Below are 16,398 nucleotides of genomic sequence, written 5' to 3'. Positions count from 1 at the left end.
GTCGTTTCGTGCCAGCGCAACGGCCAAGGGGCGACCGGGGTTCCCGATCGGGCGGTGCCTCTGGCATGGCCCGCGCAACCGTGGCACACAGAGCCGGTCCAGAACGGAGGCGGGAATGGGTTTCGGCAAAGGTCATCATCTGCACCTGATCGACGGGTCGGCCTTCATCTTTCGCGCCTACCACGCGCTGCCGCCCCTGACGCGGAAGTCGGACGGTTTGCCCATCGGTGCGGTCAGCGGGTTCTGCAACATGCTGCATCGCTATGTCGAAGCGAACACCGGTGCGGATGCCCCGACCCACGTGGCGGTCATTTTCGACAAGGGCAGCCACACGTTCCGCAACGACATGTACGACCAGTACAAGGCCAACCGCGAAGAGATGCCCGAGGATCTGCGGCCGCAGATCCCGCTGACGCGGCGGGCGACCGAGGCGTTCAACATCGCCTGCAAGGAGTTGGAAGGGTACGAGGCCGACGACATCATCGCCACGCTGGCCGTGCAGGCCCGCGAGGCCGGGGGGCGGGTGACGATCATTTCTTCCGACAAGGACCTGATGCAGCTGGTCGGCGGCGGGGTCGAGATGCTGGATGCGATGAAGAACACCCGCATCGACCGCGAAGGCGTGTTCGAGAAATTCGGCGTCTACCCCGAGCACGTCGTGGACGTGCAGGCGTTGGCGGGCGACAGCGTCGACAATGTGCCCGGCGCGCCGGGGATCGGGATCAAGACGGCGGCGCTTTTGATCAACGAATACGGCTCGCTCGAAGAGCTTCTGGACCGCGCCGAAGAGATCAAGCAGCCCAAGCGCCGCCAGACGTTGATCGACCATCGCGAACAGATCGAGTTGTCGAAGAAGCTGGTGACGCTGGACGACAAGACGCCCATCGACTTTACGCTGGATGATCTGGAAGTGAAGGAGCCCGACCCCGAAGTCCTGATGCCTTTCCTGACAGAGATGGAGTTCCGCACGCTGACCAAGCGCCTTGCGGACCAGCTGGGTGTCGAGGCACCTGTGATCGAGGCGACCGTGCAGGCCCCCGGCGATGCACCGGAAGAGCCCGAGACGGTGCCGTTCGACAAGGCCACCTACACGCGGGTCGGTGACCGCGACGCGCTGCAGGGCTGGATCGAGAAGATCAACGAGCGCGGCTATGTCGCCGTCGATACCGAGACCACCGGGCTGAACGAGATGATCGCCGATCTGGTCGGCATCTCGCTGTGTGTCGAGGCGGGGGAGGCTTGCTACATCCCCCTGACTCACCGCGCCGAAAGCGGCGAGGGGCTGTTCGGGTCGGACGAGTTGGCCGAGGGGCAGATGCCGCTGGACGAGGCCATCGCGCTGCTCAAACCGGTGCTTGAGGACCCGGCGGTTCTCAAGATCGGGCAGAACATGAAATACGACGCCAAGATCTTTGCCCGGTATGGTATCGACGTGGCGCCGATCGATGACACGATGCTGATCAGCTATGCCCAGCACGCGGGCCTGCACAATCACTCGATGGACAGCCTGAGCGAACGCTACCTCGGCCACACGCCGATCCCGATCAAACCGCTGCTCGGGTCGGGCAAATCGGCGATCACCTTCGACAAGGTCAAGATCGAGGATGCGGTCGCCTATGCCGCCGAGGATGCGGACATCACCCTGCGCCTGTGGCAGACGCTGAAACCGCGCCTGCACGTGGCGGGAACGACCAAGGTGTACGAGCGGATGGAGCGTCCCCTGGTCCCGGTGCTGGCGCAGATGGAGCGGCACGGGATCAAGGTAGACCGCGATACGCTCAGCCGCATGTCCAACGCCTTTGCCCAGAAGATGGCGGGGCTGGAGGCGGAGATTCACGAACTGGCGGGCGAGACCTTCAACGTTGGCTCACCCAAGCAGTTGGGCGAGATCCTGTTCGACAAGATGGGGCTGGAAGGCGGCAAGAAAGGCAAGACCGGGGCTTATGCCACCGGCGCCGACGTGCTCGAAGACCTTGCCACCACCCACGACCTGCCCGCACGGGTGCTGGACTGGCGGCAGCTGTCGAAACTGAAATCGACCTACACCGACAGCCTGCAGGAACACATCAACCCCGATACGGGGCGCGTGCACACGTCCTACTCGATTGCCGGGGCGAACACCGGGCGGCTGGCCTCCACCGATCCGAACCTGCAGAATATCCCCGTACGGACCGAGGAAGGCCGCCGCATCCGCGAGGCGTTCGTGGCCGAGCCGGGGAACGTGCTTGTCTCTCTCGACTACAGCCAGATCGAACTGCGCATCCTCGCCCATATCGCGGGAATCGACGCGCTGAAGGAGGCGTTCCGCGACGGGCAGGACATTCACGCCGCCACCGCGTCCGAGATGTTCAACGTGCCCTTGGACGAGATGACGCCCGACGTGCGGCGGCAGGCCAAGGCGATCAACTTCGGCGTGATCTACGGCATCAGCGGGTTCGGCCTTGCGCGGAACCTGCGCATCCCGCGGGCCGAGGCGCAGGGCTTCATCGACCGGTATTTCGAACGCTTTCCCGGCATCCGCGACTACATGGACGCGACCAAGTCCTTCGCCAAGGAACACCTCTACGTCGAAACCCTGTTCGGCCGGAAGATCCACACGCCCGAGATCGGGGCGAAAGGCCCCCGTGCCGGGTTCGCCCAGCGCGCGGCGATCAACGCGCCCATCCAGGGCACCGCCGCCGACATCATCCGCCGCGCGATGATCCGGATGCCCGACGCGATCGAGGGCAAACCCGCGAAGATGCTGCTGCAGGTCCACGACGAATTGCTGTTCGAAGTGGCCGAAGATGGCGTGGACGACCTGATCGCCACGGCGCGCGAGGTGATGGAGGGCGCCGCCGACCCGGCGGTGAAGCTCGACGTGCCGCTGATCGTCGATGCAGGCCGGGGTGCCAACTGGGCCGAGGCGCATTGACCCGGTGTATTGAGTGACCGCGGCCCCCGACGCCCCGAGGGTCGAGGTGCGGTCCCGCACCGACCTGCGCGACTGGCTTGGGGCAAACCATGCGACCGCGCCGTCGGTCTGGCTTGTTACCTACAAGAAACACACGCCGCATTACCTCGGCTATGACGAGTTGATCAGCGAATTGCTGTGCTGGGGCTGGATCGACAGCCAAACGCGCAAGGTGGACGAGGATCGCACAAGCGTTCTGATCGCACCCCGAAATCCGGAATCCGCGTGGTCGGCCATCAACAAGCGCAAGGTCGAGGAAGAGCGCACAGCGGGTCGCATGACCCAGGCGGGCGAGGCACTGGTCGCCGCCGCGCAAGCCAACGGGATGTGGTCGTTTCTCGACGATGTCGAGGCGCTGATCGTGCCGGACGACCTTGCCGCCGCCATGTCGGACCACCGGGAGGGGTGGGAGGCCTATCCACGCTCGGTCAAGCGCGGCGCGCTGGAATGGCTGAAAACCGCGAAAACCCGACCGACCCGTGACAAGCGTATCGCCGATATCGCGGGCTCGCTTGCTGAGGGGCTGCGCCCCTCCCCCTTCCGCCGATGAGATTACCGGTGTAGGTCGGCTGCTCAGCAGCCGACCTACCTTGTTTCGCCCATGATCGTCCTTTTCAACAAACCCATGAACGTGCTGTGCCAGTTCACCGATGGCGAGGGGCGGCAGACACTGAAGGACTTCGTGGATGTGCCGAACGTCTATCCCGCCGGGCGGCTGGACCGCGACAGCGAGGGGCTTGTGGTCCTGACCGACGATGGCCGCTTGCAGGCGCGCATTTCCTCGCCCCGGTTCAAGAAGCCCAAGACCTACCTCGTGCAGGTCGAAGGCGCGCCGAGCGATGTCGACCTTGCGCCGCTTCGGTCCGGCGTCACGCTCAAGGACGGGAAAACGCGGCCTGCCAGGGCACGCGTTATCGACCCACCGGATGTCTGGCCCCGCGTCCCGCCTGTGCGAGAGCGCAAGTCGGTGCCGGATACGTGGATCGAACTGACGTTGACCGAGGGGCGCAACCGGCAAGTGCGCCGCATGACCGCCGCCATCGGTTTCCCCACGTTGCGGCTGATCCGCTGGTCGGTCGGGGATTGGTCGCTGGACGGGTTGGCGCCGGGCGCGTGGCGGAAGGTGTAGAGCCGCGCGATTGCCGGGCCGCGGTACGTCGATCCGACGGGTCTGCTAATTGCTTTATTTCAACCAAATCCGCGCGACAATGAAGCGACGCGCCAAACCCCAACAAATCGACGTGCCGTGGGGGCGGCCCGTCGATGGCGCGGCGGCCTGCGGCCTTGATTCCGCGCCGTCCTGCTCCGTCGTCAGAAATTCTCCACCCACGGGCGCACCGCGATCTCGTGCGACCATGCAGAGCGGTGCTGCCGCACCAACGCCAGATAGGTCTGCGCAATCGCATCCGGTTCCAGCATGGCGTCGGGCGTCTGCGGGATGCGTTCCGGCCGGTCAGGATTGCGGATGCCGCCGTCGACGTTGATCCACGCGACGTGCACGCCCTGCGGATGCAATTCCCGCGACATGGATTGCGCCAGCCCGCGCTGCGCGAACTTGCCCATGGCGAATGACGCGGACTTGGCGAACCCCTTCACCCCGGCACTGGCTCCGGTGAACAGGATCGTGCCCTTCACGTCGCCGTCCTGCGCCAGCATCCGCCGCGCCGCCGCCTGACCCAGCGCGAAGGACCCGAACGCCGTGATCTCGACCGCGCGCTTCACCTCATCCGGGTCAAGGTCGATCAAGGGACCCCGCGACCGCGCCGACGGGTTGTAGATCGCCACGCTCAACCTGCCCGGCAAGCCGTCCACAAGCGCGCGCGTTGCCGCCGCGTCGGACCCATCCAACGCGTGCACGCTGGCCCCGGTCTCTGCCGCCAGCGCGTCCAGCTTGTCGATATTCCGCGCCGCCAGCGCGATGTCGTATCCTTCGGCTGCGAACAACCGGGCGCAGGACGCGGACAGCCCGCTTCCCGCCCCGACGATCAGGCAGGTGCCGGTCATGGCAGGTCCTCTGACGGGATGATCGGGAAGAAGGAGCCACCCGACCACAGGCCGAACCACCCGTCATGATGGGTCCCGATCTCCACCAGCCGGTAGAACGACTTGCGGTCGATCAGCGCCTCAAGATTGGCCCGCACCAGCACATAGGGTGACGGCTCCCCGGTTTCGGCATCCCGCTCAACCCGGATCGGCGCGGACGGGCCGGCGGTGACGGTGTCGCCCACGTTCGTCTCGAACGTCAGGACCTGGTCTTCTCCTTCACCCGATACCTCGAAATCCACCGCGACAAACGGCGCGTCGTCGACGGTGATCCCCACCTTCTCGACCGGGGTGACAAGGAAATACGCGTCGCCATCCTTGCGCAGGATGGTGGAGAACAAGCGCACGAGTTCTGGCCGCCCGATCGGCGTGCCTAGGTAGAACCACGTCCCGTCCCGCGCAATGCGCATGTCGAGATCGCCGCAAAACGGCGGGTTCCACAGGTGTACCGGCGGCAATCCGCCTTTCGTTGCGGCACGGGCCGACGCGGCGATGCTTTGTGCGTCAGGCTTCACGGCTTTTTGTGCGGTCATCTTTTGCCATCCCCGTTGGGCGCGTTACACTCTCCCCCACGAATATAACCCGAAAGGACGCGCGCGCCATGACGGACCCCACCCAAATGGTTGGTGACATCGAAGCCCTGGGCGAGAAGTTGACGGCGGCCAAGGCCTCCATCGCCGCAAGGTTCATCGGGCAGGAGCAGGTCGTGGACCTGTCGCTCACCGCCCTGATCTGCGGCGGCCATGCCCTGCTGATCGGCCTGCCCGGCCTTGGAAAGACCCTGCTGGTCGACACGCTGGGCACCGTGATGGGGCTGAACACCAACCGCGTGCAATTCACGCCCGACCTGATGCCGGCCGACATCCTTGGATCGGAAGTGCTGGACCAGGGCGAGGACGGGTCGCGCAGCTTCCGCTTCGTGCCGGGCCCGGTCTTTTGCCAGCTCCTGATGGCGGACGAGATCAACCGCGCCTCCCCCCGGACGCAATCGGCGCTCCTGCAGGCGATGCAGGAAAAACAGGTGTCTGTCGCCGGTGTCGACCGCCCGCTGGACGCGCCGTTCCACGTGCTCGCCACGCAGAACCCGATCGAACAGGAAGGCACCTACCCGCTGCCCGAGGCGCAGCTTGACCGGTTCCTCGTGCAGATCGACGTCGCTTATCCCGACCGCGAGACCGAGCGCGACATCCTGCTGGCCACCACCGGTGCGGAAAGCGGCACCTCGACCGAGGTCTTTTCCGCGGCCGACCTGATCGACGCGCAGGACCTGCTGCGCCGGATGCCGGTGGGCGACAGCGTGGTCGACCAGATCCTCGACCTTGTCCGCCGCTTGCGGCCCGATGATCCCAGCGCGCCCGACGTGGTGCGCAACACCGTGGCATGGGGCCCCGGCCCGCGCGCCGCACAGGCGCTGATGCTGACGGTGCGCGCCCGCGCGTTGCTGGACGGTCGCCTTGCGCCCTCGGCAGAGGATGTCGTGGCGATGGCGCTGCCCGTGTTGCAACACCGGATGGGGTTGAGCTTCTCGGCCCGCGCCCGAGGCGAAAGCCTGCCCGACCTGATCCGCGCCCAGACCGAGGACGCGGTGAGCGTCGCGGCGTGACCCAGACCGCCCCCTCCCTGCGGCTTGAAGCTGAAGAGGCCGCCGCCCGGCTGCCCGACCTTCTTGCGCATGCCGATCACCTCGCCTCTACCGTGCTGCTGGGCACCCATGGGCGGCGGCGTGCCGGGCTGGGGGATGATTTCTGGCAATACCGCCCGGCACGGCCCGGCGATTCGCGGCGGATGATCGACTGGCGGCGTTCGGCGCGTGGCGACACGCAATTCGTGCGCGAACGCGAGTGGCAGATCGCCCAGACCGTGCAATTGTGGATCGATCAGGCCGGGTCGATGCGGTTCACCTCGGGCCAGCACCCCGACAAGGCGCACCGCGCGCGGCTGGTCGGCCTCGCACTGGCCGTGTTGCTGTTGCGGTCGGGTGAACGTGTCGGCCTGACCGGCACCCGCCTCCCGCCGCGGCGGGGGGACATCCAGATCCTTCGGTTGGCCGAGATGTTCCTCGACGCCGAAGATGCCGATTACAGCCCGCCGGAACACCGGGGGATGCTGCCGCGCAGCCAGGCCGTGTTCGTATCGGATTTCCTGGGAGAGATCGACGAGGTCGAAACCGCGCTGACCAAGGCCGCCGACCGGGGCGTGCGCGGGGTGCTTCTGCAGATCCTCGACCCGGTCGAGGAGAATTTCCCCTTCCGGGGCCGCGCGATCTTTCAAAGCGTGGGCGGGTCGCTTGCGCATGAAACGCTCAAGGCCGATGACCTGCGCGACCGGTACCTCGACCGGCTGGCAGAGCGGAAGGCGCGGCTGTCGCACCTCTCCTCGGTCACCGGGTGGCAATACCATTGCCACCATACCGACCAATCGGCGCAGGCGGCGCTGATGTGGCTGTACCATGCGCTGGACCGGAGGCTGTAGATGCTGAGCCTCGGCGCCCTCGCCTTTACCACGCCCTGGCTGTTGCTGGCCCTGATCGCCTTACCGGTCCTGTGGCTGATCCTGCGCGCCATCCCGCCCGCTCCGATCCGAAGGCTGTTCCCGGCGGTCACGCTGCTTCTGGGCCTGAAGGACGAAGACCACGTATCGGACCGCACGCCGTGGTGGCTGTTGCTGCTGCGCTGCCTTGCGGTGGCGGCGGTGATCCTCGGGCTGGCCGGGCCGATCCTGAACCCCCGCGACAATGCGCAGGCCGGCGACCAGCCGCTGATGGTGCTGCTGGATGCGTCATGGGCTTCGGGCACAGGTTGGGCGGCGCAGATCGCCGCCGTCGACGCGGCGCTGGCAGAGGCGGAACGCGACGACCGGCCCGCCGCGCTGATCCAGCTGACGGACCCGCAGGAACCTGCCTTCCGTTCGGCCCGTGACGTGCGCGCGCAGCTGTCCGGCCTTGCGCCCGAACCGTGGACCCCGCGGGACGCCGACATGGCGGCCACGATCAGCGCACTGGCGTCTCTTGATCCGTTCGACACGCTGTGGCTGTCGGACGGGGTGGCACGGGACAACCGCGTACCCTTGCTCGACTTGCTGACCGCGCAGGGGCGCGTGCAGGTGATCGAGCCCGGCACCCCGGTCGTGGCCCTTGGCCCGGCGAAGTTTGCGGACGGCGCGATCACGCTGACCGGGTACCGGCGCGACACCGACGCGATCCCGGCGCTTCAGGTCGCGGCCTTCGGCACCGACCCGAACGGCACCGTGCAGGAGATCGACCGGATCACCCTCCCCTTCGACGCGGACGCCACGGTTGCAGAGGCCGTGCTGGACCTTCCCGCCGAACTGCGCGCAAGGCTCACCCGCTTTGCCATAGTTGGCCAGACCAGCGCGGGCGCCGTCAGCCTGCCGGATGACAGCCTCGCCCGGCGCGAAGTCGCGCTGTTCGCGGGCCGCGATGACCGGGAGGGGCTGGAACTGCTGTCGCCCGTGCACTTCCTGACCAAGGCGCTGGAGCCGACGGCGGATTTGCTGGATGCGCCCTTTGGCGACGTTCTGCCGGCCAACCCTGATGTCATCATCCTCGCCGATGTCGTGTCGCTCACGGCCGAGGAAACCGAAGGATTGACCGACTGGGTGTCCGAAGGCGGGCTCTTGCTGCGCTTTGCCGGGCCGCGCGTGGCTGCAAGCGATCTGAGCCGGGATACCGAAGACCCGCTGATGCCCGTGCGCCTGCGCGCCGGGGGGCGCACGGTGGGCGGCGCGATGTCGTGGGGGGAGCCGAAATCGCTGGCCCCCTTCCCCGCCGAAAGCCCGTTCTTCGGCTTGTCCGTTCCCGACGACGTGCGCATCTCGGCCCAGGTGATGGCCCAGCCCGATCCGACGCTCGCCGACCGGGTGATCGCGCTGCTGAGCGACGGCACGCCGCTGGTCACCCGCAAGCGCATCGGGCAGGGGCAGGTCGTGCTGATGCACGTGTCGGCCAATGCCGAATGGTCCACCCTGCCGCTGTCGGGCCTCTTCGTGCAGATGCTCGAACGCCTCGCCGTGTCGACCGCCATCACGGCGCCGGATGCACAGGATCTCGCGGGCACGTTCTGGGAACCTGCAAAAGTGCTCGACGGGTTCGGCACGCTGCGCGATGCCTCGACCCTGCCGGGGGTGAGCGGCGAGACGCTGGCCGAGGCTCCGCTGGGTCCCGACATGCGGCCGGGGCTTTACACTTCGGGCGACCGCGCCATCGCGCGCAACGTGATCGAGGTCGACGCCGTGCTGACGGCAGCGACATGGCCTGCGGGCGTGTCTGTCGCGGGGCTGGAGGCGCCACAGGAACAGCCGCTCGGCGGGTGGCTTCTGGCGGCGGCGCTGGCGCTGTTGCTGATCGACATCCTTGCCTCGCTCTGGCTTTCGGGCCGTCTGGGCGGGATGCGCGGCGCGGCGACGACGGCGAGCCTTGTCCTTGGACTGGCCCTTGCCTTCCATCCGCATCCCGGCGCGGCGCAGAGCGAGGAATTGGCCGCTATCGAGGCCACGAAAGAGATCGTGCTCGCGCATGTCCTGACCGGCGACCGCCGCGTCGACGAGATCGCCGAAGCAGGTCTGCGCGGGCTGAGCCAGACGCTGTTCCAGCGCACCTCGGTCGAACCGGCGGCACCGCGCGGCGTGAACCTCGAACGGGACGAACTGGCCTTTTACCCGATGCTTTACTGGCCGATCACCGCCGACCAGCCATTGCCCTCGCGCGAGGCGTCAGCGCGGCTCAACGCCTTCCTGCGGTCCGGCGGGTTGATCCTGTTCGATACGCGGGATGCGGATGTGGCCGGGTTCGGCGCGTCGTCACCCGAAGGCCGCAAGCTGCAACAGATCGCGCGGACGCTGGACATCCCCGCGCTGGAACCCGTTCCGGGCGACCACGTGCTGACGCGCACCTTCTACCTGCTCCAGGATTTTCCCGGCCGCCATGCGGGTCGGGATGTCTGGGTCGAGGCCGCGCCGCCGGACGCGCAAGCGATCGAGGGGATGCCGTTCCGCAACCTCAATGACGGGGTCACGCCGGTCATCATCGGCGGCAACGACTGGGCCGCCGCGTGGGCGCGCGACACCGACGGGCGCACGATGTTCCCCGTCGGACGCGGCTTTGCCGGCGAGCGGCAGCGGGAAATGTCCTACCGGTTCGGCGTGAACCTCGTGATGCACGTGCTGACCGGCAACTATAAATCCGACCAGGTGCATGTGCCCGCCCTGCTGGAAAGGCTGGGCCAGTGACGAACCTCGTGGTCTTCGATCCCCTTTTGCCGATGCCGGTGCTGATCGCGCTGGCCGTCGCGCTTGTCGCGGGGCTGGCCCTTGCGATCTGGCGGGGTCTTTCGGGCTGGGCGCTGCGGGCGCTGGCGGGCGCGGCGATCCTTGGCGCCATCGCGCAACCGTCGCTGGTGCGCGAGGACCGCGCGCCGCTGGATGACATCGTGATCGTGGCGGTTGATGCATCCGACAGCCAGCAACTGGCCGACCGGGCGGAAACGACAGAGGCCGCCGCCGCCGACCTGATCGCGCGGCTGGACGCGCGCGACGGCACGACAACCCGGCGGGTGGACATCGTGAACGAGGGCGAGAACCTTGGCACGCAAGCGATGGCAGCGGTGTCCAAGGCGCTGGCGGAAGAGCCGCGCGCACGGGTATCCGGCGTGATCCTGATCAGCGACGGGCAGGTGCACGACATGGACGCCACCCCGTCCCTGCCCGCGCCGATGCACCTGCTTCTGACCGGGTCGGAAGAGGATTGGGACCGGCGCATGATCGTCGAAAACGCCCCCGCCTTCGCGATCCTCGGCGAGGAGGTCCTCCTGACGCTGCGGATCGAGGATCAGGGCGCGGCACCGGCGGCCACGCAAACGGTCATCGATATCGCCGTGGATGGTGAAGAGCCGCAGCGGTTCAACATGCCCATCGGGCAGAACGTGAACCTGCCGATCCGCCTGCCCCATGGCGGGCGCAACGTGATCGAGTTCTCGACCCCCGCCGTCGACGGCGAGTTGACCGACCGCAACAACCGCGCGCTGATCCAGATCAACGGCGTGCGCGACCGCTTGCGCGTGCTGCTTGTATCGGGGGAACCGCATGCCGGGACGCGGACGTGGCGCAACCTGCTGAAATCGGACTCGTCCGTCGACCTTGTGCATTTCACCATCCTGCGCCCACCGGACAAGCAGGACGGCGTGCCGGTGTCGGACTTGTCGCTGATCGCTTTCCCGACGCGGGAGCTGTTCCTCGACAAGGTCGACGATTTCGACCTGATCATCTTCGACCGGTACAAGCGGCGGGGCATCCTGCCCGCGCTCTACCTCGACAACGTGCGCGGCTATATCGAGCGGGGCGGCGCGGTTCTGATCAATGCCGGGCCGGATTTCGCCTCGGCCGACTCGCTGTTTCGCTCGCCGCTTGGGCAGGCCTTGCCGGGCGAGCCAACGGCCCGTGTGGTCGAACGCGCCTTCGCCCCGACGGTGACGGAAATCGGCGACCGCCACCCGGTCACGGCGGGGCTGGGCACGCCCGCCGACTGGGGCAGATGGTTGCGGCAAGTCGAACTGTCGCCACGGTCCGGTGACATCGTCATGTCGGGCGTGGACGACGCGCCGCTTCTGATGCTCGACCGCGTGGGCGAAGGGCGCGTGGCGCTGCTGGCGTCGGACCAGGCGTGGCTCTGGTCGCGCGGATACGAAGGCGGCGGCCCGCAACTGGAATTGCTGCGGCGGCTGGCGCACTGGATGATGAAGGAGCCGGACCTCGAAGAAGAGGCCCTGCTGGCCGAGGCGACGGGCCAGACCATGCGCATCATCCGCCGCACGCTGGGCGAGAATGTCGGCGACGTGACGCTGACCTCGCCTTCGGGCCGGACCTTCACGCTGCCGCTCGCGGAATCCGCGCCCGGCCGGTTCGAGACGACGTTCACCGGGACCGAGATCGGCCTTTACCGGCTGGAAGAAGGTGAGCACAGCACTGTCATCGGCCTTGGCCCCGCATCGCCCAAGGAATTCGAGGCGACGATTTCGACCGGCGAAGTCGTCGCGCCCGCGCTGGAATCGATGCGGGGCGGCGTGCACCGGCTCGAAAACGGGGCGCCGCGCATCCGCGAGGTGCGCGAAGGGCGGCCTGCGGCGGGGCGGGGATGGATCGGGCTGACGCCGCGCGCGGCCTACGAAACCCTGTCGGTATCGCACACGTCCCTGTTGCCCGCTTGGCTGGTTCTGCTGGTCATCGCGGCGCTGACCATCGGCGCGTGGTTGCGCGAGGGCCGCAGCTGACGCGGTTCAGGCGGGAGCCCCGCGCACCCGTCCACGGCGCGTGGTGGTCCAGAACAGTGTGCCGAGGATCGCTAGGTTACCAAGGTTCCACAGGATGCCGTTCCAGAACGCCCATTCGTAGGACCCGGTCACGTCATAGATCCAGCCCGACATCCAGCCGCCCAGCGCCATGCCGAGGATCGTCATCATGATCACGAAACCGACGCGGGCTCCGGCCTCTTCGGCGGGCAGGTAATCCCGCACGATCACCGCGTATCCAGGTACGATCCCGCCCTGGCTGAGCCCGAAGACAAGGCTGACGACATAGAGCGACGCGAGGCCCTGGGCAGGCAGGTAGAGAAACAGGGCGAGGCATTGCAGACCCGACCCGATCAGGACGGTAACCAGCCCGCCCAGCCGGTCGAACAGCAACCCCGAGACCAGCCGCGACACGACGCCGCCGAACAGCATCAGCGACAGCATCTCGGCCCCCACCGCCGATCCGAAGCCAAGATCGACGCTCAGCGCCACGATGTGGACCTGCGGCATGGACATCGCGACGCAGCAGCCCACGCCGGCAGCGGCCAGCAGGATCTGCAACTGCCGGGGCGTGAACGGCATCCGCCCGGCCCGCGCGGCCACATCCGCATTGGCCACTGCCCGCGCCCCCGCACTGATCTTGTGGCGCAGGAACAGGCTCAACGGCACCACGATCACCAGCGCGATGGCGGCAAGGGCAAGGTAGACCGCCCGCCACCCTTCCTCGGCCAACAGGCCCGACAGTAGGACCGGCCAGATCGCGCCGCTCAGGTAGTTGCCGGATGCAACGATCGCGACGGCGACCCCGCGAAAGCGCCGGAACCAGTGAGAGATATCGGCCATCAGCGGCCCGAACCCCGCCGCCGTGCCCAGCCCGATGGCGAATTGCGCGGTTGTCAGCCACCAGATCGACGGCGCCAGCGCCGCCGCGACCGACGCCGCCGCGAACAGCGCCACCGCACCCAGCAAAGCGAGCGTCACGCCGTGGCGATCCACCACGCGGCCCATCGCCATGTTGCCCAGCGCGAAGCCGATCATGGTGGCCGTGTAGGGCAGCGAGGCATCCGCGCGGCTCACACCGAACTCGGCCTGCACCTGCGGCAGAACCATGATCACCGCCCACATGCCGACATTGATGATCGCGGCAATCGCGAGCGTCACCACGAGGCGGATCCACGAATATCGGCTGTCGGTTTCCATGCCGGGACGCTAGGCGCGCGACGCGCGGCTGTCGATCCGCCGATTTAGATTTTGACACGGGCCGGTAACTTCGCAGACTAGCGGCAAACGGGAGGACGCATGTTTCTGGGACTGGATCTGGGCACGTCGGGGCTGCGCGCCCTGCTGGTGGACGATACCGGCGCGTCGGTAGCCTCGGCCGAGGCGGGCTATTCGGTGTCGCACCCGGCAAGCGGCTGGTCGGAACAGGACCCGGCCCACTGGATCACCGCCTGCGACAGCGCCATGCGCGCGCTTGCGGCGGACCATCCCGGCCCGATGAGCGCCGTCCGCGCGCTGGCCATTTCGGGGCATATGCACGGCGCGGTGCTGGTGGACGACACCGGTGCGCCGCTGCGGCCCTGCATCCTGTGGAACGACACGCGAAGTCATGCGCAGGCGGCGCGGCTCGACGCGACGCCGGGCGTGCGGGAGGCATCGGGCAACATCGTCTTTCCGGGTTTCACCGCGCCCAAGCTTGTCTGGGTGGCCGAGGAAGAGCCCGACATCTTCGCGCGGGTCGCGATGGTGCACCTGCCCAAGGACTACCTGATCCGGCACCTGACTGGCGAGGCGGTGGCAGAGATGTCGGATGCCGCTGGCAGCGCGTGGCTGGACATCGCGGCGCGCGACTGGTCTGCGCTCTTGCTGGACGCCGGGGGCATGGATCGCGCGCAGATGCCGCGCCTGATCGAAGGGACCGAGGTGGCGGGTACCCTGCGCGCCGACCTCGCGCGCGATTGGGGCCTGCCCTCGAACGTGCAGGTCGTGGGCGGCGGGGCCGACAATGCCGTGGCCGCCTGCGGTGTGGGCGCGTGGGCCGAAGGGGCGGGGTTCGTGTCGCTTGGCACCTCGGGCGTGATCCTCGCCGCGCGGGACACCTGCGCACCGATGCCCGAAACCGCCGTGCATACCTTCTGCCACGCGATCCCGGAGCGCTGGTACCAGATGTCGGTGATGCTGGCGGCGACCGACAGCCTCAACTGGCTGGGCGGGATCACCGGGCAACCCCCGGCGGCGCTGTCGGACCTGTTGCCGGATGCGCCCACCGGGCCGTCCTCCGCGCAATTCGCACCCTACCTGTCGGGTGAACGAACGCCTCACAACGATGCCGCGATCCGGGGCGGGTTCACCGGGCTCGATATCGCGCATGGACCCGCCGACATGGCACAGGCGGTGATGGAAGGCGTGGCCTTTGGCTTGCGCGACGGGCTGGAGGCGCTGAAAGCCACGGGTGCGCGGCTGGACCGGCTCATCGCCATCGGCGGCGGCACGCAATCGCCCTTCTGGTGCCAGACCCTTGCCAACGTGCTTGGCGTCCCGCTCGACCTGCCCGCGCAGGGAGAGTTCGGCGCGGCGATGGGTGCGGCCCGGCTGGCCATCTGCGGTGCCACCGGCGCGGACGTGGCCGGCGTCATGACCCGCCCCGACATCGCCCGCACGATCGATCCCGACACGACCCTCACACACGCTTATTCATCGGCCTATGCGCGGTTCACCGCGACCTACCCGGCCCTCTCCGCCCTGCAAGGAGCCTGATTCATGACCGACTTTTTCAAAGGCATCGACGCCATTTCATACGAAGGTGCCGATAGCACCAACCCGCTCGCCTACCGCCATTACGACCCGGACGAGGTCGTCGCCGGAAAACGGATGGAAGATCACCTGCGCTTTGCCGTCGCCTACTGGCATTCCTTCGCATGGGAAGGCGGCGACCCGTTCGGAGGGCAGACGTTCGAACGGCCTTGGCACCCGCAAGACAGCCTCGACACCGCCAAGCTGAAGGCCGATGCCGCGTTCGAGATGTTCCGCCTTCTGGGCCAGCCCTATTTCTGCTTCCACGACGCGGATGTGCGGCCCGAAACCGGCACCTTCGCGGGCAACCTCGCCGGGCTGCAGGAAATGACCGACTATTTCGGCACCAAGATGGAGGAAACGGGCACCAAGTTGCTGTGGGGCACGGCCAACATGTTCTCTCACCGGCGCTGGATGGCGGGCGCCTCGACCAATCCCGACCCTGATGTCTTTGCCTTCGCGGCGGCGACGGTGAAATCCTGCATGGACGCGACGCAGGCGCTGGGTGGCGAGAACTATGTCCTGTGGGGCGGGCGCGAAGGGTACGAGACGCTGTTGAACACCGACATGGGGCAGGAACTGGACCACATGGGCCGCTTCCTGTCGATGGTGGTCGAATACAAGCACAAGATCGGTTTCAAGGGGCAGATCCTTGTCGAGCCGAAACCGCAGGAACCGTCCAAGCACCAGTATGATTACGACGCCGCCACGTGCTTTGGCTTCCTCCAGAAATACGGGCTGGAAAAAGAGGTGAAACTGAACCTCGAACAGGGGCACGCGATCCTTGCTGGCCATTCGTTCGAGCACGAGATCGCGACCGCCGCTGCCTTGGGCGTTTTCGGGTCGATCGACATGAATCGCAACGATTACCAATCCGGTTGGGACACCGACCAGTTCCCCAACAACGTCCCGGAAGTTGCGCTGTGTTACTATCACATCCTGAAGGCGGGCGGTTTTACCACGGGCGGCACCAATTTCGACGCCAAGCTGCGCCGCCAGTCGCTGGATGCCGAGGACCTTCTGGCCGCGCATGTCGGCGGCATGGATGTCTGCGCGCGGGGGTTCAAGGCGGCACTGGCGATGCTGGACGACGGCGGTATGGAGCAGGCTTTGGCCGAACGCTACGCGGGCTGGAACACGCCCGAAGCCAAGGCAATGTTCGACAGCGACCTCGCCACCATCACGCAGCGCGTTCTGGATGACGAAATCAATCCCGAACCAAGTTCCGGCCGGCAGGAGCAACTGGAAAACTGGGTCAACCGCTTTGTCTGAGGACCGCCCGGCCATCGATCCGAGAGACATCGAAAC

12 protein-coding genes are annotated in these 16,398 nt (G+C 67.3%); 9 read left to right on the top strand and 3 right to left on the bottom strand.

The window, feature by feature from the left end; all coding sequences use genetic code 11:
- Positions 1 to 115: 115 nt before the first annotated feature.
- The 3 genes from polA to ATO11_RS11360 are packed head-to-tail and all read left to right on the top strand — an operon-like array spanning position 116 to position 4,082.
- Positions 116 to 2,914, top strand: coding sequence for a DNA polymerase I (gene polA / locus ATO11_RS11370; protein ID WP_050530974.1), 2,799 nt, complete (start codon positions 116 to 118; stop codon positions 2,912 to 2,914).
- A 13-nt stretch (positions 2,915 to 2,927) separates the two neighbouring features.
- Positions 2,928 to 3,503: a YdeI/OmpD-associated family protein gene (locus tag ATO11_RS11365; RefSeq protein ID WP_050530973.1), complete on the top strand. Its 576-nt coding sequence runs from the start codon at positions 2,928 to 2,930 to the stop codon at positions 3,501 to 3,503.
- Between the two features lie 51 nt (positions 3,504 to 3,554).
- A complete protein-coding gene (locus ATO11_RS11360; RefSeq protein WP_050530972.1) occupies positions 3,555 to 4,082 on the top strand; it encodes a pseudouridine synthase in 528 nt (175 codons plus the stop codon).
- Positions 4,083 to 4,264: 182 nt separating this feature from the next.
- Here the strand turns inward: ATO11_RS11360 and ATO11_RS11355 are convergent, their stop codons facing one another.
- Together ATO11_RS11355 and ATO11_RS11350 are read right to left on the bottom strand one after the other, a co-directional pair.
- Positions 4,265 to 4,957 carry an SDR family NAD(P)-dependent oxidoreductase gene (locus ATO11_RS11355; RefSeq protein ID WP_050530971.1) on the bottom strand — a complete coding sequence of 231 codons (693 nt, stop codon included), beginning with the start codon at positions 4,955 to 4,957 and terminating at the stop codon, positions 4,265 to 4,267.
- Entirely contained in the window at positions 4,954 to 5,529 is a 576-nt protein-coding gene (locus ATO11_RS11350) for a DUF1285 domain-containing protein (RefSeq protein WP_050530970.1), read from the bottom strand. The genes ATO11_RS11355 and ATO11_RS11350 overlap by 4 nt, the downstream gene beginning before the upstream one ends.
- 68 nt (positions 5,530 to 5,597) lie before the next feature.
- Between ATO11_RS11350 and ATO11_RS11345 the strand changes: the two genes are divergently transcribed.
- From ATO11_RS11345 to ATO11_RS11330, 4 genes are read left to right on the top strand one after another with little or no spacing between them, the layout of a single operon-like run.
- Positions 5,598 to 6,599, top strand: a complete 1,002-nt coding sequence (locus ATO11_RS11345) for an AAA family ATPase (RefSeq protein WP_050530969.1) — start codon at positions 5,598 to 5,600, stop codon at positions 6,597 to 6,599.
- A complete protein-coding gene (locus ATO11_RS11340; protein WP_050530968.1) occupies positions 6,596 to 7,468 on the top strand; it encodes a DUF58 domain-containing protein in 873 nt (290 codons plus the stop codon). Before ATO11_RS11345 ends, ATO11_RS11340 begins: the two co-directional genes overlap by 4 nt.
- The gene (locus tag ATO11_RS11335; RefSeq protein WP_050530967.1) at positions 7,469 to 10,243 is read left to right on the top strand and encodes a DUF4159 domain-containing protein; all 2,775 of its coding nucleotides are present in this window, start codon (positions 7,469 to 7,471) and stop codon (positions 10,241 to 10,243) included.
- Positions 10,240 to 12,279, top strand: coding sequence for a hypothetical protein (locus ATO11_RS11330; RefSeq protein ID WP_050530966.1), 2,040 nt, complete (start codon positions 10,240 to 10,242; stop codon positions 12,277 to 12,279). Before ATO11_RS11335 ends, ATO11_RS11330 begins: the two co-directional genes overlap by 4 nt.
- Before the next feature lie 6 nt (positions 12,280 to 12,285).
- Here the strand turns inward: ATO11_RS11330 and ATO11_RS11325 are convergent, their stop codons facing one another.
- Positions 12,286 to 13,497 (bottom strand): MFS transporter, encoded by a 1,212-nt coding sequence (locus ATO11_RS11325; RefSeq protein ID WP_050530965.1) that lies wholly within the window; start codon positions 13,495 to 13,497, stop codon positions 12,286 to 12,288.
- A gap of 99 nt (positions 13,498 to 13,596) precedes the next feature.
- Between ATO11_RS11325 and xylB the strand changes: the two genes are divergently transcribed.
- Both xylB and xylA read left to right on the top strand, forming a co-directional pair.
- A complete protein-coding gene (gene xylB, locus ATO11_RS11320; RefSeq protein WP_050530964.1) occupies positions 13,597 to 15,054 on the top strand; it encodes a xylulokinase in 1,458 nt (485 codons plus the stop codon).
- Between the two features lie 3 nt (positions 15,055 to 15,057).
- On the top strand, positions 15,058 to 16,362 hold the full coding sequence (gene xylA / locus ATO11_RS11315; protein ID WP_050530963.1) for a xylose isomerase: 1,305 nt from the start codon (positions 15,058 to 15,060) through the stop codon (positions 16,360 to 16,362).
- Positions 16,363 to 16,398: the final 36 nt, after the last annotated feature.

The sequence above is a fragment of the Pseudaestuariivita atlantica genome, assembly GCF_001205715.1.
Taxonomy (GTDB): Bacteria; Pseudomonadota; Alphaproteobacteria; order Rhodobacterales; family Rhodobacteraceae; genus Pseudaestuariivita; species Pseudaestuariivita atlantica.
Note: the sequence above shows the minus strand (reverse complement) of the source record. Positions and strands in the feature narration are given on the sequence as shown.